The organism is Aureispira anguillae (genome assembly GCF_026000115.1).
In the GTDB taxonomy this organism is placed as follows: domain Bacteria; phylum Bacteroidota; class Bacteroidia; order Chitinophagales; family Saprospiraceae; genus Aureispira; species Aureispira anguillae.
In genome coordinates, this window is record NZ_AP026867.1 from 3322730 (window position 1) to 3343280 (window position 20551).

Below are 20551 nucleotides of genomic sequence, written 5' to 3' on the forward strand. Positions count from 1 at the left end.
CAACAACGCTCACAAAATTCTGCTTTTTTCCATTTCATAATCTCCCTACGGCCGTGAGCCCGCAAGCTCTGTTTAGCTGCGCTGCTAGGTTCGCTAGTACGCTAGTGCTTATGGTTCGCTATCACTTATGAGCCAACATAGCTGAGTTCGGGTTTCTAGCGGAGTAATGAATAAAACGATTAAGCAATAAAACTAACCCGTCAGTTAAAATCAACCTCGTTTCCAAAGCCTCTAACAATGATTTCTAAAAAAAATCGTTTAAATTCTGTATATTTACTAGTTATTAAAAGTTTAGGAGTCTGTTATTCTAAAAGTTAAGAAGACCTTTTTTAGCAAAAATTGAGTACAATAAACTTACTGGATATATTGAATAAACCCCTTCAATAAAGTAGTTTTAGACCTATAGCCAATCACGATCAATCACCAAAGTTACCAAGGTAATTTTCAAGAATAATTACTATGAAAATATTACTTACACACTATATTTTTACACTTCTTTTTTTATTAATTAGTAATTCCCTATACGCACAAGTCACCTTAAGTGTACGCATCAATAGTGGTAATTCAACCACAACTTGTACCGATGGATTCTTTGGTGGAGGACCAGAACCGCATTGGAGAGTTCAAGTAGCAGGGCAAGGCTACACCACCTATCCTAGAGCGGGCTTTTGTTTTACCAACCCACCCAATACTCAATATAGTGAGGTCTTTAATTGCGCCAATAACTATCCTGCCAATTTACAAATTTGCCTACGAGCCTTTGAAGACGATGGAACAGCCTGTGTGGTTAGTCAAAGTTGCTTAGAGCAAATTTGTCAAAATTTTGCTACTCCTGCTCCAGGTAACTCAATTACTTATAGTCTTGCTGTAGGAGGATCTAGTACGGCCAATATTAATTTTACCATCACAGCTACGGGGGCATTTACCTTACCAGGTGGTGCTTATAATACAATTTGTAATGCGATTAATCTAGGCACGCTAAATTCTAATTCAACCCTTGGCAATAATGGTTTAAGTAATTATGGTAACTATTGCGCAGACAATATTGGTGACCCCAACCCTTGGGGGGGCAATAATGATCAAGGAGTTTGGTTTCAATTTACAACAGGTGCTTTTCCTGCAGCAGTAATTGAAGTACAAGCGGTTAGTGATCCTCAAAATTTAGGCGATGACATTGACTTACAATTGGCGCTTTACGAATCTAGCAATGGCAGTTGTACGGGTACGCTAAATTTGGTGCAAGAAGATTATCAAGGGCTAGGTCTATTAAACGATGAAGACATGGCCGTCAGTTGCCTGAGCCCTAATACAACCTATTTTATATTGGTTGATGGAGAAAGTACGTTCTTAGTGAATACAGGAGGACAAGAAGGATTCTTTGGGCTGCAAGTAGTAGATGGAGGCGTTTTGCAAGCCGCAGATGAGATTTGTGATGCCGAATTTTTGGGAGCCGTGCCTCATGGAGGGGCTGTTGCTACCCCCAACTTAAGCCGTTCTAACGTTTGTGCAACCAATATTAACGACCCAACGCCTGGTGCTTGGGCTTCGGATCAAACCGTTTGGTTTCGCTTTCAAGCCCCACCTTCTGGGCATGTGATTATTGATGCCGATAGTGACTTACCTTGGCCCTTGGGCACGGATGCCGTTGACTTGCAATTAGCCCTTTACGAAACAAGTACGGGGGCTTGTACTGGAACGCTTAATTTTATTCATTCGGACTATACCCCAGGCTTATTTGGGGAAACAATGGATGTAAAATGCTTAACTCCTGGAGCTAACTATTGGATTATGGTCGATGGCTCTCCGCTCAATGTAGATGGTATTTTTGATATAACGGTTACAGATGGCGGTATTTTTCCTGCCCCTAATGATTTAATTTGTGATGCCATCCCCTTGGGAAATCCTGGCGCAGGTGGTACCGTTGGGCTGGTTGATCAAAATAACTATTGCGCAGACAATATCTTTGAGCCTATTCCCTCCAATTGGGGAAATGACCAAGGCGTTTGGTATACCTTTATTGCACCGCCCTCTGGTAAAGTAGAAATTCGCTTGGATAATGGGGGGCTATTAAGCAGTGATAATATTGATTTGCAAGTTGCCGTTTATGACCTCACAGGTGCGGTATGTACAGGTGTTCCCTCAGAAATCAAGTCGGAACATGAGGGAATTGGTGTTCTTTGGGACGAAGATATGGAAGTGGAATGCCTAATTCCTGGGCGTGAATACTGGATTTTGGTTGATGGCGAAGGTTCTTTGATTGACCCAGATCTCCAAATTGGTATTTTTGATATTGAGGTCTATGGCGACCCTCGTGATTTGGCATCGCCCTATGATGAACCTTGTAATGCATTGGCCTTAGGTGACCCAACAGGGGGTTCTGTTGGCACAAGTCCAATAACAAGCCATGGTTCTCAGAATAATTTTTGTGCAACTGCCACAGGCGAGCCTCAGCCCTCTGGTTTTACAGCAGACCAAACCGTTTGGTATACCTTTGTTGCTCCATCCACAGGAAATGTCAATATTGAGCTCAACTCTGATCCTGTCTTGAGTGGTACAGATCCCATCAACTTACAAATAGCCGTTTGGGTCAGCCCTAGCTGTACGGGACCTTGGCGAGAACATGTTAGTGGCGATGATTTATTATATGATGTAGACCTAGATGTCTATTGTCTAACCCCTGGTCAAACCTATTATGTTCAAGTCGATGGGGCTCCCCCTGTTTTATTAGGAGGACATGAGGGGTATTTTGATATTACAATTACTGAAATTCCTTCTATTCCTGTTGCCCCCAATGATTCTATTTGCAATGCCATTGCCTTGGGAAATCCTTTTGCAGGAACAGTAGGAATTAACAATCAACACAATTTATGCGCAGATGATTTGGGAGATCCCAATCCTTCTGCTTTTGGCACCGACCAAACGGTCTGGTATACTTTTACCACTCCCGCAACAGGAGGGCCTTATGCGGTAGATATTAATTGCACTTCTAGTTTACCTTGGCCTTTGGGCAATCAAGATGCCATTGACTTACAAGTTGCCGTTTTTGAATCTAGTAATAATTTATGTACAGGAACACTTTCAGAGGTAGAGAGCGGTTATTCTTTACTTGATTTATTTAATGAAAGTTTAAACGTTCCTTGTTTAGAAGCAGGGAAAACCTACTTTGTTATGGTAGATGGCTCTTTCCTAGATGTGCAAGGCTATTTTGATATTAGCATTTCGGCAGCAACGCCTGTACCAATTCCCACCAATGACTTAATCTGTCAACATGAAAACCTGGGTACGGTACCAATTGGAGGTTCAATCAGTAACAATACCAATTATTATAACTTTTGTGCAGATGTAGAACCAGGAGAACCTAGCCCCTTTGCGATAGAACAAACGGTTTGGTTTTCATTTATTGCTCCCAATCATCCTGGCGTTAACACAACTTCCAACGTAAGCATTTCTGTAGAATCTGATCCTGCGGGAATAGGCAATACGGTTGACTTGCAATTAGCCGTCTACGAATCCAGTAATGGTACTTGTACGGGTAATATGTCTTTATTAGAAAATGGTGATGCAGATCCCCTATTCAGTTTTGATGCGGATGTTAGCGTTACCTGTTTGTATCCTGGACGACGTTATTGGGTACAAGTGGATGGCTCTGTACTCAACTTAGAGGGCTACTTCCAAATTGAAGTACGAGACGATGGTGCTGGCTATCGCCCACCTTATAATATACTTTGTAATGCTGAACCCTTAGGAGTTGTACCCAATGGAGGCTCTATTAATAATAATATTGATTATACCAATCTTTGTTCGGATACCGAAGCAGGCGAACCTACTCCTGCTGCATTCAGTATAGACAAAACAGTTTGGTTTACGTTTACCGCTCCAGCTTCTGGAAATGTAACCATTGATGCTCAAAATGACCCTCATAATATTGGAGATGAAATTGACCTTCAATTGGCGCTTTATTATTCTCCCAACAATACCTGCACTGGGCCATTTTTGGAAGTAGATAGCGATTATGATATTTTTAATAAAGATGAATCACTTAGTGTCGATTGCTTAGAACCAGGTCGCTTATATTTCTTACAAGTAGATGGTTCTAATGGTGCCTTTGGGGATGAAGATGGTTGGTTTACCCTAGAAGTTCGAGACGATGGAGGAACAAGTAATTTCCCTTATAACAATCACATTTGTAATGCTTATAATTTTGGAGTACCCAATACTACTCAAACTAGAAGCAATGAATCTAATGTCTGTGCCAATGTAGAATTGGGAGAGCCTGGTGTTGGAAATTACGCCACCCACACGGTTTGGTACCAGTTTACAGCACCGCCTTCTGGGCGAGTAGAAATTGATGTGGTTTCTACCAACTTATTCTTGGGAATGGACCCCGAAGTGCGTGTTTTTTCTTCTTCTAACAATACCTGTACTGGCACCTTATCTCAGATTGAAAGTTCTACTTGGCCAACAGCTCTAATTACAGAAAATATAGAAGCAACCTGTCTACAACCAGGCAATACCTACTTTATCCAAGTAGATGGTTCTGGCTTAGTCATTGAAGGTACCTTTAATATTTCAATTGAAGATATGTACCCCAGCTATGGAACAGGGCAACCCAATGATCCAGAACCGAGCAATAATGCTTGTGACAGCGCCATCACCTTGCCTGTGCAATCGGAATCCTGCCTAAATGCCAATGGAACCTTCTCTCAACTCAATTATGGCTTGCCAACCATTACCTATAATCCTGCTTTTGCACAAGGCTGTGGAGGCAACTGCGGAGATACTTGGTATCAGTTTACAATGCCAGCTTCAGGAAATGCGGTAGTAGAAGGAAATGACGACAATGTTGGCGGTGGTATTGTGGGTGATTTTTCTGATTTAACGGTAGTAGCCTATACAGGATCTTGTAATAACCTCAGTCCCATTTCTTGCGACCAAGGAGGGCTTAGCAGCGATGTATCGTTCCAAATTGCAGCGCCTCCTGGAACCACCGTTTGGCTACAAGTATTCAACGAAGATGGAGATGACGACAATGAAGATTATGAGTTGTGTATTTCCGAGGGTTGTGGTTTTGACAATTGCTTGGATGCCCTTGCCGTTCCCATGTTGCCCAATGTCCCCTATTGCTTTAATACTGCTGGAGCACATGGCGAGAATGTATCGGGTGGCGCTGCTGGATATTATGAATGTTCGGAGGGTGACAATCCCGAAAATTCAATCTATTATTATTTTGTTTCCGATTGTAATGGTAGTGATGTAACCCTGCACGTGATCAATGCGGTATCTAATGGCAACTGTATTTTAGGAATTACACCAACAGATGGATTTAATATTTCATTGTTCCAAGATGGCACGCCCTGTGACAACAATCCCGATAGTTTGGTTGATTGTCAAACCTTTACTTCTTGTGATGTACAACCCTTTAATTGGTCACAAACCTACACAGGCTTAGCCTCCAATACCCCTTATGTTATTCAAATTGACGGTGGTTTTGGTAATCTGGGTGGTGACAATGTAGGAGAAATTATGATTACCACCACCACTGACCCTGTTTTATCTCCTGTATCTACTCCTTTGAGTTGCTCAGGTATTAACGATGGTACTGCTTCAGCAGTTACGCAAGGAGGGGTTGCTCCTTATTCTTTTAGTTGGAGTAATGGGTCTACAGATTCTACTGCAACTGGACTAGCTGCAGGGCTTTATTTTGTTACCGTAACAGGCGTAAATGGTTGTTTTGACACCGCTCATGTTGTTGTTGACAACGGGTTATTGATGACTGCATCTATAGGAAATGTGCTAGATGTAAGTTGTAGTGGAGATTGCAATGGACAGGCCTCTGTAATTGGAGTAGGTGGCTCTGTTGCTACCAATTATACCTATCTTTGGGATGCAGCAGCAGGCAACCAAACCAACGCAACAGCAACAGGACTTTGTATTGGTTCTTATCGTGTCACCGTTTATGACGATCATTTGTGTTTTGATACTGCTGTGGCAACGATTAGTACACCAAATCCAATCCACCTTAGTTTAGATTCTATTAGGCTGGCAACTTGCAATGGAATTTGTGATGGGCAAGCCTTTGTTTCTGCTACAGGTGGCTCTGTCATCGGAAATTATAATTACATCTGGTCAGATGGTCAAGCTTCGGCTCATGCCACAGGACTTTGCGCAGGCAATCATTCCGTTACGGTCTCTGATGACAATGGCTGTACCGATACGCTAACGGTTCTCATCACCCAACCCACTAGCGTAATTGCTTCTATTGCCAACCAAACCAATATTAACTGTCAGGGAGACTCAACAGGTTCTATCCAAATTTTAGCCATAAACGGCACTCCAAACTACAGTTATACCCTATATAATAATACAGGGCAACTTAACACTGGAATTAGCCCTACATTTACCAATCTTCCTGCTGGCAATTATGGCGTATTGGTTCAAGATGCCAATGGCTGCCAAGATTCTGTTTCGATTAACATTACAGAACCCCCTGCCCTTGCTGCAAGCCTCATTAGTTCGACCAATGTAAGTTGCTTTGGTGGCACGGATGGCGCAATTAGTGTTCTAGCCAATCTAGGAACAGGCACAGCTCCTTATTCCTATTCTATTGATGGCATCAATTTCTCGACAAGTGGCGACTTTCTTAACCTGACCGCTAACAATTATACCATTACGGTTCGAGACAGTAATCACTGCCGCATTAATTTAGCAGTTACCCTTACTGAACCTACTACTATAAATCTTGCTTTAAATGCTCAAACGGTTGCTAGTTGTGGGCTTTGTGATGCAACAGCAGATATTACAGTAAGTGGAGGTGCAGGTGGTTTCAGCTATTTATGGCCCAACGGCGAAACAACAGAAGATGCCACCGCTCTTTGTGCAGGAACGAATACAGTAACCGTTACAGACAATAATAGTTGTACCGTTTCTTTGGCTGTTGTAATTGCCAATTCCAATGCTTTTGCCGTCAGTACTCAGATTGACCAAACTATTGCTTGTCATGGAGATTGTAATGGAGCCATCAGTATTGGGCTCCCTCCTACTGGCGCACCCCATACGTTTATATGGGACAATGGAGCAACCAGCCAAACCTTATCAGGCTTATGTGCTGGCAACTATACCGCAACGGTTACCGATAATAGCGGTTGTTTTGTTGTAGAGACGATTTCTTTAACCGAACCAAATGTTCTTAGCAGTTTAGCTGCTGAATTGCAAGGGGTAAGCTGTCTTGGCTCATCAGACGGGCAAGCAGCAGCCACGCCTACTGGTGGAACATCCCCTTATTCTTTTGCATGGGATAATGGTGAAACTTCCTCAATAGCAACAGCACTTAATGCAGGCATCCACACCGTAAGCATTAGCGATAGCAACCATTGTAATACAACTGCTACGGTTACCATTACTACCCCAAGTACCTTAACTGTTAATATCCAAAATACAACTGCCTCCAATTGTTCTTCTACAGGTTGCGATGGCAGTGCTACAATTTCTGTAAATGGAGGACAAGCCCCTTACAGTTATATCTGGACCAATGGTAATACAACCGCTGCTCCAACCAATTTATGTCCCAACTTTAATGAGGTGACCGTCACGGATAATAACGGTTGTACTGTTAGTGCGAATGTCTTGATTCCTGCCAATACGTCTTTAAATTTAAGCATTATTAATACCAACTCAACAACCTGTTATAACGATTGTGATGGATCAGCAATTGTTTCTGCTTCTGGGGGCAATAGTGCCAATCCTTATAGTTTCACTTGGGATGATCCAAATCACCAAACCTCAGCAATGGCAACAGGGCTTTGCGCAGGAGTTTATCACGTTACGGTAGAAGACTCCGACGGTTGTTCTGCTGCTACAGCCATTACAATTTCAGAACCTGATTCTTTAGCTGCTTTCGCTACCCTTACCAATGCGAATTGTTTTGATAGCAATGACGGTACTATTAATCTTAGCGTTAGTGGAGGAACTCCTAGTTATACTTATCAATGGAGTAACGGCGATAGTTTAGCCATTGCCTCTAATTTGGCAGTAGGAACGTATACCATTAGCATTACCGATGCTCATGGCTGTAACACAACTGCTTCTGCAACCATTTCCAGCCCTGCCCAATTGCTCACTACTACTACGATTGCGACTCCTTATAATGGGCAGCAAATTTCTTGTGCTGATGGCAATGATGGAAGTGCAAGCATTTCCGCTTCGGGAGGAGTACCAGGTTATACTTATCAATGGTTTAATGGAGAAACAACCGCAACTATTACAGGGCTTCAAGCCAGCACTTACCCCGTTACAATTACCGATGCGCAAGGCTGTTCTACCACGGATAGCGTAACCTTAATGCATCCTCCGCAAATTGTTATTACGACCAATGTTCTTTCCTCTTACAATGGTTATCAGGTTAGTTGTCACAACGGAAACGATGGCATTGTAGCCGTTAGCGCAACTGGCGGTACAGGCGCTTATGCTTATCTTTGGTCGGATGGACAAACCAGTACAACCGTATCAGGAATGAATGCAGGTACTTATGCTGTTACTGTTGTGGATGCCAATGGGTGCTGGACCATGAGTACAGATTCCTTAACGGCTCCTCCTCCGCTCAGTGATACCTTTGTAATGGTGCAAAACGTAAGTTGTTTTGGCTTATCAGATGGTCAGGCAACTGCTGTGCCTTCGGGAGGAATTCCTGCCTATACCTTTACATGGGATAATGGAGAAACAACTGCAACTGCAACCGCTTTAAATTCAGGCATTCATCAGATAACTATTACAGACAATAATGGCTGTAGCCTAACGGATCTGGTAAGTATTTTCGAACCTAGCCTATTAACGGCTTCTTCTTCTTCTATCTCGGTTACTTGTTTTGGTGGCAGCGATGGTCGTATAACCGCTGTTGGAATAGGTGGAACTCCTCCCTATTCTTATCTGTGGTCCAATAGCCAAACAAGTGCTACAGCAACTGCCTTGGTTGCTGGAGGTTATAGCGTGACTTTGACAGATGCCAATGGCTGTTTGTTCTCAATCAATGATACAGTAATAGCACCTACCTTAGTAAATGCAACAGCAAGTATTAGTTCTAATTATAATGGCAGCCCAATCAGTTGCAATGGTGCAACTGATGCAAGTCTAACCGCTACGGCAACAGGTGGTACAGGAGGTTATACCTTCTTATGGTCGGATGGACAAACCAATGCCACTGCAACGGGTCTAGGTATTGGTGTTTATCAAGTAAGCGTTACCGATGCCAATGGTTGTTTAGACAGTACCAGTATCCATATTACAGCACCAGGCTTATTACAAGCTACTGCTTTGGTGAGTTCTAACTATAATGGTCAAAATATTAGTTGCGTTGGTGCCAATGATGGACAAGCGACTGCTCATCCAATTGGAGGGACTGCTCCCTTTTCTTACTTATGGCCTGACGGACAGTCCACAGCAACGGCAACAGGGTTGGGACCTCATCGTTACATCGTTTTAGTGACGGATGCGAATGGTTGTTCCGATACCGCTCAGGTGCAGCTAATAGAACCTGCTCCAACCAGTATGTCAATTGCTGCTTTAACAGCGGTGTCCTGTGCTGGGGGTAGTGATGGTTCTGCTGTTATAACCCCAATTTCAGGAACACCTAGTTTCACCTACTTATGGGCTGATAGCACTACTACTGCCACCCATACCAATTTAACGGCAGGACTCCATACCGCAACCATTACGGATGCCAATGGTTGTCAAGCAACAGGTTCTATCATTATCACAGAACCCTTACCTATTGTATTAACCAATAGTTTCACTACTCCAGTCAATTGTCATGGAGGAGCCAATGGAATCGCAGGCATTCAAGTTTCAGGAGGAACAGGTAATGGCACTTATACCTATTTGTGGTCAAATGGTCAAACCAATGCCACTGCAACGGGATTAGCAGCAGGCTTATATTCTGTTACCGTAACCGATTCAAATAACTGTAGCCATATTTTTCAGGAGTTGGTAACACAACCTGCCCCACTAAGTTTGTCGTTTATCAACATCATTGATATTGATTGTAATCTCCATCAAAATGGTTCTGCAACGCCACTTGTATCAGGAGGAGTCGCCCCCTATTACTTTAGTTGGAATAATGTTAGTAGTTATAATGATAGCATTCCTACTTATTTGAACTACGGCTGGAATAGCTTGCTTGTGATTGATGCTAGAGGTTGTACGATCCTAGATTCTGTCTTTATCAATCATCCCAATCCTATGGTCGTTCATACGAATAGCAGTGATGTTAGTTGTTTTGGTGCTACAGATGGAGCCGCTTCAGTAAGTGCATCAGGAGGAACTGCCCCACTGACTTATGCTTGGTCCAATAGCCTTAGTGTAGATTCTACCATTAGTGGAATCGCTGCTAATTATACCTTTTATTGTACCATTACAGATGCTAATGGTTGCACACATATTGAGTCCTTTTATTTGTATGAACCTACCGAATTGCAAGCTTCATTTAGTCAAATAATTAATGCAGACTGTAACAATGGAGCCAATGGAATCATTACAGCAGAGGCTCAAAACGGAACGATTCCCTATACCTTCAATTGGAGTACAGGGGTGCAGGTTGTTGACCCAAGCAGTTCTACCATTAGCAATCTAAGTGCTGGTACTTATGCGGTCACTGTTCTTGACAACAATGGATGTTCTACTTCTATTAATACCTTAATAACAGATCCTGCCCAATTATCGGGTAGTGCCACTGGCGATGCCTTAGATTGTTTTGGGGATACCGATGGAAAAATTGTCGCTACTGCTACAGGAGGCACACCACCTTATTTCTTTTCATTGAATGGTGGTAATGTACAAAGTTCAGGCACTTTTTCAGGCTTAGGAGCTGGTAACTACGCCGTTGAAATATCGGATGCGAGTGGTTGTATTTTTTCTACAACAGCCAATATTAGTGTAGCCGATTCTGTTGTTTTAAAAGTACCTGATGATATGAGCATTAAATTTGGCGAAACGGTTCCTTTATTTGTTCAAATGCCAATAAATGCACCAACCAATCCAATCGTGACTTGGACGCCAAGTACTGGCTTAAGTTGTGATAGTTGTTATCATTTAACGGCTCAACCTTTTGCCTCAACCTTATATACCGTTTCTGTAACAGGAGATGAAGGCTGTGTTAGTACTGCTGATGTATTCATAGAAGTAGACGATGACAAGGGTGTTTACATCCCTAATGCTTTTTCTCCCAATGGAGATAAAACCAATGATGTATTTATGCTCTATAGTGCTGGTGCCGTAGATCGTATTGAGGAGTTTATGGTTTTTGACCGTTGGGGAGAGCTAGTTTGTCATCGCAATGATGTTCGTCCTAATTATCCTGCCTATGGCTGGGACGGTAGTTTTAGAGGGCAAAAAATGAACACGGGCGTCTTTATTTATTACATCAAAGTTCGCTACTTTAATGGTAGCACTGAGATTTTCAAAGGAGATTTAACCCTGATTCGTTAGTAACTTAAGTATGGGGCATTCGTCAAAAAAATCCATGAAGTAATGGAGAATAGAATGCCCCATATTTATTTATTTTGCTAAAACACGTGCGATAAACAAAACGATAATAGCGCCACAAGTTGGTCGAGCAATATCGCCCAAAATTCCATCAATAGTAATACCTAATAAACCAAAGACAAAGACTCCTACAAAAGCTCCTATTATTCCAAGAATAACGTTCATAATAATCCCCATTCCTTTTCCTTTCATAAAATTACTAGCCAACCAACCAGCAATCCCACCTATTATTAATGCGTACATAATTATTTATTTTAATGTGAATGAATGTTCATTTTCTGTTGAACTTGGTATATATTTTCATATCATAGAACCGCCCCTCAAAATACATTCTATCTTTAAAATGTCCTTCCAATACAAAGCCCAATTGTTCTAATAAAAAGATAGCACTACGGTTATTGGCATCAACCTTTGCGACAATCGTATGCAAACCTAGCTCATTAAGCCCATAGTCAATGATTTGTTTTACGGCTTCATAAGCAACCCCAACACCCCAATATCTAGGACTCAAAGCCCCACCTATTTCAGCTCTTAAATTATCCTTTTCTATTCTATTAAAACCACAAGTTCCAATAATTCTTTCTCCATCTCTAATCACTGCCGCCCAACAAAGCATCTCTTGTTTTTGATAGGCATCTGAAATATTTTGAATCAAATTTTCAACCTCTTCTAGTGATTCTGGTTTTTGTTTTGCAATATACCTCAATACTAAATCATCCGTTTGCATGTCAAAAATTTCCTGTGCATCACACATCTCAATCGAACGCATGGTTAAACGCTTGCTTTTTAGGATAGGGAATTTATTAAAAGCGGTTGAATTTAATGTTTTAATCATCTGGTATTCAATCTAGTTTTTTTATTCCTTGAGTAATCATCAGCACTCTTTGAGTTGTCTCAGTGCTAATTATCTTAAAAATGTAAATGGTAAGTTTTAGTGGAATTTCATTTTTGAATATAAAAAATACACTTTTTTTTTAATCTCTACCTTCATTTTAAACATTGTCATAAAAAATAATGCATAAAAATTGAATCTATTAATAAGATCAACACGCTACTTATTTTACTTAAAAGCCATTGATTACCAACCTCACGCACACAACAATCCTTCTTTTATTTTTTTCTTTTCCTTAGTGGATCATCCCTTCATAGAACCACAAATGCGACTTTAAAATTCCTCATTTTTCTACTTCTTATCTTTTTTCTATAATTTTGCTGTTCTCAAAAAAAAATAGATCATGCGAATAGATATAATTTCTGCCGTTCCAAGTTTAATGGAAAGCCCTTTTTCTCACTCCATCATGCAACGTGCCCAAGACAAGGGTTTGTTAGAAATTGTGTTGCACGATTTGCGAGATTATGGACTGGGCAAACACAAACAAATCGATGATTATCAATTTGGAGGAGGTGCAGGAATGGTAATGATGATAGAACCCATCGCCACAATCATTGAGCAATTAAAAGCTGAACGAAACTACGATGAAATCATTTATATGACTCCCGATGGAAAACGATTGGAACAAAAACAGTGCAATTACCTTTCTCTCAAACAGAACTTAATTATTCTTTGCGGGCATTACAAGGGAGTGGATCAGCGTGTAAGAGATCTATATATTACGCAAGAAATTTCAATTGGTGATTTTGTTTTATCTGGCGGAGAATTAGCCGCAGCCGTTTTGGTAGATTCCATTGGTCGGCTTTTGCCTGGTGTACTCAATGATGAATCTTCAGCCTTGTTTGATTCTTTTCAGGACGACCTATTGGCTCCTCCTGTTTATACTCGCCCTGCGGATTATCAGGGGCATAAAATTCCAGCAATTTTATTATCAGGACATAAAAAGAAGATAGATGATTGGCGGGACGAGCAGGCTTACCTAAGAACCCAAAAACTTCGCCCAGATTTATTAGATGAATCCTAAAATCACGGCTATACAACAAAATAGCAATTAGCCTTATAAAAAATAATGTTATTCAACATCAACTGTGAAGTACTTATGGGAGCACTTTATCTGTTCTTATTTTTTGATTTTTATAATCAATCAAAAGCATTGCAAACTACTCTTAGATCAAATTCTTAATTTAAGATTCTTGATTTCCACAAAAATCCTGTAATTTGTCCTTTCAGACAAGATAAACTAAATCAAACTTGATACAAAAAAGATATTCTATATTAATACTCCGTTGTTGTTTTGATTTTTTTGTAAAAACAAAAAAACATCTTGTATTCGATTGATTATCAAATAATTAAAACTTCAAATGATAAAGTTGCATCATTTTGATAATCAATCGAATACGATTTTTCAACGGAGTAATGCTATATACTAACTCAATGAATATTGTAACCCTAACAACGGATTTTGGCTGGCGAGACTACTGTGTAGGTGTTATAAAAGGTAACATCTTGTCACATGGAATACCTGTTATTTTTGCTGACATCACGCACGATATTGAAAACTATAATATCGTTCAAGCATCTTATATCCTCAAAAACAGCTACAAGAGTTTTCCCAAAGGAACCATCCACCTTATTTCGGTCAATAATTTTTATAAAAAGCGCCCTCGTTTTTTGGCAATAGAGCAAGATGGGCACTATTTTATAGGTCCAGATAATGGAATTTTTTCCTTGATGTTTACCAATAAATTGGAACATATCTATGAACTAAATTACGAGACCAATAATGCTGCTTTTAGCATTAAAGATATTTTTACTAAAGCCATTGGGCATATTTTGAAAGGCAATCCCATTCACCAAATCGGTAAGCCAATCAAAAAGGTATTAGAACGTTTATCCTTACAGCCCATTACAGGCAAGGATCAAATTAGAGGTACGGTTATCCACATTGATAATTATAAAAATGTAATCATCAATATTGATCGTCAACTATTTGATAGAATCGGTCAAACACGAGATTTTGAATTGTACTTCAAACGCTATGATCCAATCACTTGTATCAGTCAAAACTACGCTGATGTGCCTATTGGAGAAGTACTTTGTTTGTTTAATTCTGCGGGCTTGTTGGAGATTGCTGTAAATATGGATAAAGCAGCGACCCTTTTTGGTTTGGAAGTAGATGAAGCAATACAAATTGATTTCATTATTCCCCCAATTGATTAAGTCTAGTTTATTTCGTACTTCTATTTTTTAGTACTATCTTAAATAATTGACTACAAAGCCACTGTAGCCCCTTAATTTCCTTCTTTTTGGCGGCATTCTATCAAAAACCTTACCAATCGTAACAATAAAGTTTAAAAAAAATGTATTTTTAGGCTTGTAATGGTAACTTTTAGTCGTTATATTCCGTTTAACAGTTAAATTTACATTGTTAACAGACGATACACACCTATCTCCTATCTCAATTAAAAACACAGATAGATATGTTAAAACAAAATCTTTCGCAAAAGCAGATACAAAAGTTATCTCCTCAACAAATACAGTTGATGAAATTGCTTCAAGTACCTACTGTAATGTTAGAGCAACGCATACAAGAAGAGCTTGAAGCCAATCCAGCCTTAGAAGATTCACAGGATGACTTAAATAAAGAAGAAGAAGAAATTCAAACGGACGATTTCATTGAAGATGATGCCTATGGCGCAGATAAAAATGAAAAGGACGATGACATCAATGAGGAAGCAGAACGCCAAGAGGACAATTCATTGGAGGATTATCTTGAAGATTATATGAATGATGATGAACCATCTTACAAATATGAAATCAATAATCACTCCTTAGATGATGAGGAAAAAACCATTCCTGTTGCCATCGAAAGTTCTTTTCATGAGCACATGGAACGTCAATTGGGTTTATTGTCTTTAGAGGAAGAAGAAGAAAAAATTGCCCAGCAAATTATTGGCAGTATTGATGAAGATGGGTACTTGCGCAGAGAACCTATTGCGATCACAGATGATTTGGCCTTTGCACACAACCTAATTGTTTCTGAAGAAGAGGTATTGACGGTTCTAAAAAAGGTGCAAACATTTGAACCTGCTGGTATTGGAGCACAAGACCTACAGGAATGCTTAATGCTACAATTAGAGCGCAAAATTCTGTCTCAAGATGTCACAGAAAACTATAGCCAAGAAGACATCAAATATCTCCAATTGGCACACACTATTATAGAAAAGTACTTTGAGGAATTTTCAAAAAAACACTACAATAAATTATTGCGCCAACTCTCCTTATTTAGGGATGATTTGCGATTGGCAACAGAAGAAATTTTAAAGTTAAATCCCAAACCTGGAGCGGTTTATGCTCCTTCTTCTAGCCTCAAAAAGCAGTATATTGTTCCCGATTTTATTATTGAAACTAAAAATGGAGAATTAGAGCTTTCTCTAAACAATAGAAATGCCCCTGAGCTACGAGTCAACAATCAGTACAAAGAAATGCTGAGTGCTTATAGCGCAGATAAAAAGAATAAAAAACAACGAGAAGCAGCTATGTTTGTCAAGCAAAAAATTGATGCTGCCCGTTGGTTTATTGACGCTATCAAACAGCGTCAAAACACCATGATGAAAACTATGTATACCATCATGCAGTATCAATATGATTTCTTTTTGACAGGCGACGAAAAACGGCTGCGCCCAATGATTCTAAAAGATATTGCAGAAATAACAGGTTTGGATATTTCAACGGTTTCTCGGGTTGCCAACAGCAAATATGTACAAACTGAATTTGGTACCAAACGCCTTAAGGACTTTTTCTCTGAATCTTTGCAGACTACCTCTGGTGAGGAAGTTTCTACTCGTGAGGTCAAAAAAATACTAACCGAAATTATTTTTACGGAGAATAAACGTAAACCATTTTCGGACGAAAAACTAAAAAATATGCTACAAGCAAAAGGCTATAATATTGCTCGACGTACAGTAGCCAAATATAGAGAACAACTAGGTATCCCTGTTGCTCGATTGCGCAAAGAAATCTAGAATTATGTTCTATGCTAATCTCTAAATTTCCCAATATTCATTGGTTAAAACGGCAAATTCACCATCAATTTCAAGCTCCTAAGGGCTCTAAGGATGTGAATTTGCCGTTTTTAGGTTGGCCAACCGTCTTATTAAATACGAGTGCTACTCAAGCCGTTCGTGAAGATATTGAAGGCCCCTTTTCTATTTTTATGAATCAAAAAGGCAGCTCTACAGTTGGTACTCAACAAAGACAAGTCACCATAAAAAATAATGCCTATGTTGTGACCAACAACAAAGAAGTCTACGACTTAATCATCAATAATTCCTGCCCTACAGAAGTTTTTAACATTCATTTTGGCACTCAATTTTTAAAAGATGCCTCCTACTGCTTGCTACACAATCAGACCAATTTATTAGATAATCCATTTCCATCCACCCCATCCATTCTTCCTCAATTTGGATTAAAAGCAACTTGGCGCTCCGCCACCTTTAATCAGTTGACAAAACAACTCATGTTGCTTCACAAACGTCCCGATAGCTCAGCAGAGGCAAAAGAAATGGCACTATTGGCTGTTTTTGAATACGTTTTATTAACAGAACAAAAAGAAATTGCTCATCTTCAACAACTTTCTTCGCTCAAAAACAGCACAAAAAAAGAACTTGTCAAACGTTTACACCTTGCAGTAGATTATATCTATGCTTACTACGCCCAACCCATAAAATTAGAAGAACTTGCACAGATTAGCTGCCTATCCAAATATCATTTTTTGCGTTCTTTCAAACAGGCATTTGGAATTGCTCCCTATCAATTTATAAAAAGGATTCGTATGCAACAAGCCATTCATTTATTGGAAAACTCGTCTATTTCCATCCAAGAAATTGCGTTTACCATTGGCATTGAAAATGCGAGTTCATTAAGCAGAATGCTCTTCCAACAAACGGGCAAATACCCCAGCTCCTATCGCAAATAAGGCTGTTTTTAAAAATTAGCAATTTTGGTCATTATTCTTTATTCCTAATTAATCGATATTTGTAATGTTATCTCTTTAGACATTATTATTAGACTAATACGGAATTTAATAATCCCTGTCGTAATAAAAGTCTCTATGCTTCCTACGACATATTTTATTTAATTCCGTATAAAACTATAAAAACATGACCTATCTTTTAATGGCTCAATTTGGCTTTATTTTTTTGACACTTAGCTGCTTGATTATCATCTATTATCAATTAAAAAAGAGCTTACAAATACTAGACACCAAAACACAGCATCAAATTCTAAGAAGATACATTTGGGGCTTAAGTATTTGGATTGCCTTATTATCCTGCTTATCCATTTTGGGTATTCTATCCGATTTCACAGCTGTTCCTCCCAAGCTCCCCTTCTTCCTAGTGATCCCAATTATAGTGCTGATACTAATTTTTCGTTCTCCCCACTTAGATACTGTGCTGCAAAACACCCCATCCACTTGGTTCTTTAACATTCAGTTTTTTAGATTTTTTGTAGAAATTTTATTGTGGTTTTTATTTTTAGCAGAAGTACTGCCAGAACGTATGACCTTTGAGGGGGCTAATTTTGATATTATAGCAGGGATTACGGGACCTATCTTTGCTTGCTTATGTTTTGCCAACGGCAAAAAAAACAAAACATTAGCTATTATTTGGAATATTGTCAGTTTGCTGCTCCTAGTCAATATTGTCTCTATTGCCTTACTGACAATGCCGACACCTTTTCAAGTGTTTACCAATGAAGACAACACGATTGTAGGTACCTTTCCAGTTGTATTTTTGCCCAGCGTATTAGTTCCCATTGCTTACTATATGCATTGCTTATCCCTGCGTCAACTCTTGAAACAATAGCAGCTTTTTTTCTTCGCCAGCTCTTGTACCGCTTTGTAAAAAAACACATTCTTTGACAAATCGTGTGAAATCGTAAACTACCTTGCCTGCTTATTACTACTTTTGTTATATGTAATAGGTCGTAAGTCGTATGTCCTGTATTTACAGGAACTAAGCATACGACTTACGACCTATTACTTTCTTCTAAAAAAAGTAGTTAAAAGCTTACCCTTTTTAGTGTTTACCACACGATTTGTCAAAGAACCCAAAAACACACTACATTACCTTGCGGCTCCTCCTCTATTATCTTCTGGGAATCAACCCAATACCATCTCATTAAAAGTTGATTTATTTTTAGTTTTACTTTCTTACTTAAGGGTAGAGCTAAAAATAAATCAACTTTTATTTTTAAGCATATAAACCTCTAAAAAAACGAGCAAATTAACGAATCTAAAAACAAACACAATAGATTAAAAATCAACAACATAAACAACTAACAAAAGCACATAAGATCTTCCTGAAATTCAATGTTAATTAATCGTAAACTTCATTTAACAAATTAAAAATACAGGCTTCATTATTAATTTATAATCAAACTGTTTCTTTGCACCAAATTAATCAGTGAGCTAGTTTAAGTACTAGTGCTTAATAAAAATGAAACTACTATTAATCAACAAGTTATTAATTACTCAAACAAACAAAATGGAAAATCTTAAAAATCTATTTGCGTTTTTAATGTTGGCTATTACAATTAGCTTTACAGCTTGTACCACAGAAACTTCTACCGTTAATATTTCTGGTACGGTAACAGATGGTACAAATGGATTGGATGGCGTTACGGTTACTGCTTCTACTGGAGAAACGGCAACAACTAATTCTACTGGTGGTTATGAGATTACAGCTGCAAAAGATGGAAGTCTAACTTTTTCACTAAAAGGATATACTTCTAAAACAGTGAATGTAGATGGGCAAACAACAATTGATGTAACTCTATCTGTAGATCCTTGGATAACTTCATTTGATGGAAATGGAAATACAACTGTAGATCCTCAATTCCCAGCTAACTCATTGATTCCAAGCGCTGCTCTTACAGCTACTTCTTCTACTGACGCTTGGTATACAACTGCTAATTACAAAGGTGCTGTAGAATCTGTTATAGGAACTCCATGGTACGCTAACAGCAACTGGTCTTTCTTCAGCCGTATCATTGGCGGAACTAATACTTCTGCTGCATTGAATACTACAGGAAAAGCAACCAAAGATATTACTGATGCTTGGATGCAAGCACAAGGTACAACCATCCAATGGAGTGCTGATACCATTTATGTACTTGATGGTTTTGTATTTGTTGGTTCTGGACAAACACTAAATATTCCTGCTGGTACAATCGTACAAGGAAAAGCGGGTACAGGTTCTAATGCTTCTGCTCTTATTGTTACTAAAGATGCTAAAATTGAAGCTACTGGTACTGCTGCCGATCCTATTGTTTTCACTTTTGAAGGTGACAATGGTAATACTCCTGCTACTGAGCGTGGAAAATGGGGTGGTTTGATCATCTTGGGTAATGCTGGATTGAACTCTAGCCCAGGTCAAACTCAAATTGAAGGTATCCCAACTTCTGAAACTCGTGGTTTGTACGGTGGTTCTGACAACAGTGACAACTCTGGTACGCTACGTTACGTTTCTATCCGTCACGGTGGTACTAACATTGGAAATGACAATGAGATCAATGGTTTGACTTTAGGTGGTGTTGGTTCTGGTACTACTATCGAATATGTTGAGATCGTAGCAAATAAAGACGATGGAATTGAGTGGTTCGGTGGAACTGTAAACGCTAAGTATTTGATCTCTGCTTACTGTGCTGATGATGCATTGGATTACGACGAAGGATATAGAGGTAAAAACCAATTTGTAATCATTTATCAAGATGCTACAGCAGCAGACCGTGGTGGTGAGCACGATGGAGGAACTAATCCTGAAACAGCTACTCCTTATGCTACTCCTAAATTCTGGAACGTAACTTCTGTAGGTAGTTCTACTAGTAAAGCAATCACTTTCCGTGACAATGCAGGTGGAGAATACCACAACTCTATTTTCATGAACTATGGAAAAGGTATTGACATTGAAGATTTGGAAGGTCAAGATCAAGATTCTTACAAGCAATTTCAAGATGGCAACCTAAAAATTGCAAATTCTATCTTCTTTAACATTGGAGCTGGAACAACTGGTCTTGATTTGTTTACAGTTTCTAACTAATATTAAAACGAGCATAATACTTAAT

At 39.3% G+C, this 20551-nt stretch carries 9 protein-coding genes; 7 read left to right on the forward strand and 2 right to left on the reverse strand.

The genetic code is table 11. The annotated features are described in order from the left end of the window. Window positions 1-459 precede the first annotated feature (459 nt). Window positions 460-11475, forward strand: a complete 11016-nt coding sequence (locus AsAng_RS12850; RefSeq protein ID WP_264793198.1) for a T9SS type B sorting domain-containing protein — start codon at window positions 460-462, stop codon at window positions 11473-11475. 69 nt (window positions 11476-11544) lie between these two features. Here the strand turns inward: AsAng_RS12850 and AsAng_RS12855 are convergent, their stop codons facing one another. Both AsAng_RS12855 and AsAng_RS12860 read right to left on the reverse strand, forming a co-directional pair. Further along, complete coding sequence (locus tag AsAng_RS12855) at window positions 11545-11775, reverse strand: GlsB/YeaQ/YmgE family stress response membrane protein (protein ID WP_264793199.1); 231 nt, start codon at window positions 11773-11775, stop codon at window positions 11545-11547. Between the two features lie 28 nt (window positions 11776-11803). Further along, window positions 11804-12367, reverse strand: a complete 564-nt coding sequence (locus AsAng_RS12860; protein ID WP_264793200.1) for a GNAT family N-acetyltransferase — start codon at window positions 12365-12367, stop codon at window positions 11804-11806. Window positions 12368-12767: 400 nt separating this feature from the next. Between AsAng_RS12860 and trmD the strand changes: the two genes are divergently transcribed. The 6 genes from trmD to AsAng_RS12890 all read left to right on the forward strand — a co-directional run bounded on the left by trmD (window position 12768) and on the right by AsAng_RS12890 (window position 20526). Next, the gene (gene trmD / locus AsAng_RS12865) at window positions 12768-13448 is read left to right on the forward strand and encodes a tRNA (guanosine(37)-N1)-methyltransferase TrmD (RefSeq protein WP_264793201.1); all 681 of its coding nucleotides are present in this window, start codon (window positions 12768-12770) and stop codon (window positions 13446-13448) included. A 410-nt stretch (window positions 13449-13858) separates the two neighbouring features. Beyond that, window positions 13859-14644 (forward strand): SAM hydrolase/SAM-dependent halogenase family protein, encoded by a 786-nt coding sequence (locus AsAng_RS12870; protein WP_264793202.1) that lies wholly within the window; start codon window positions 13859-13861, stop codon window positions 14642-14644. Window positions 14645-14904: 260 nt separating this feature from the next. Further along, window positions 14905-16449 carry an RNA polymerase factor sigma-54 gene (gene rpoN, locus AsAng_RS12875; RefSeq protein WP_264793203.1) on the forward strand — a complete coding sequence of 515 codons (1545 nt, stop codon included), beginning with the start codon at window positions 14905-14907 and terminating at the stop codon, window positions 16447-16449. Between the two features lie 11 nt (window positions 16450-16460). After that, window positions 16461-17402 carry a helix-turn-helix domain-containing protein gene (locus tag AsAng_RS12880; RefSeq protein ID WP_264793204.1) on the forward strand — a complete coding sequence of 314 codons (942 nt, stop codon included), beginning with the start codon at window positions 16461-16463 and terminating at the stop codon, window positions 17400-17402. Window positions 17403-17586: 184 nt separating this feature from the next. Further along, window positions 17587-18291 (forward strand): hypothetical protein, encoded by a 705-nt coding sequence (locus AsAng_RS12885; protein ID WP_264793205.1) that lies wholly within the window; start codon window positions 17587-17589, stop codon window positions 18289-18291. A gap of 633 nt (window positions 18292-18924) precedes the next feature. Then, the gene (locus AsAng_RS12890; protein WP_264793206.1) at window positions 18925-20526 is read left to right on the forward strand and encodes a carboxypeptidase-like regulatory domain-containing protein; all 1602 of its coding nucleotides are present in this window, start codon (window positions 18925-18927) and stop codon (window positions 20524-20526) included. The last annotated feature ends 25 nt before the right edge of the window (window positions 20527-20551 follow it).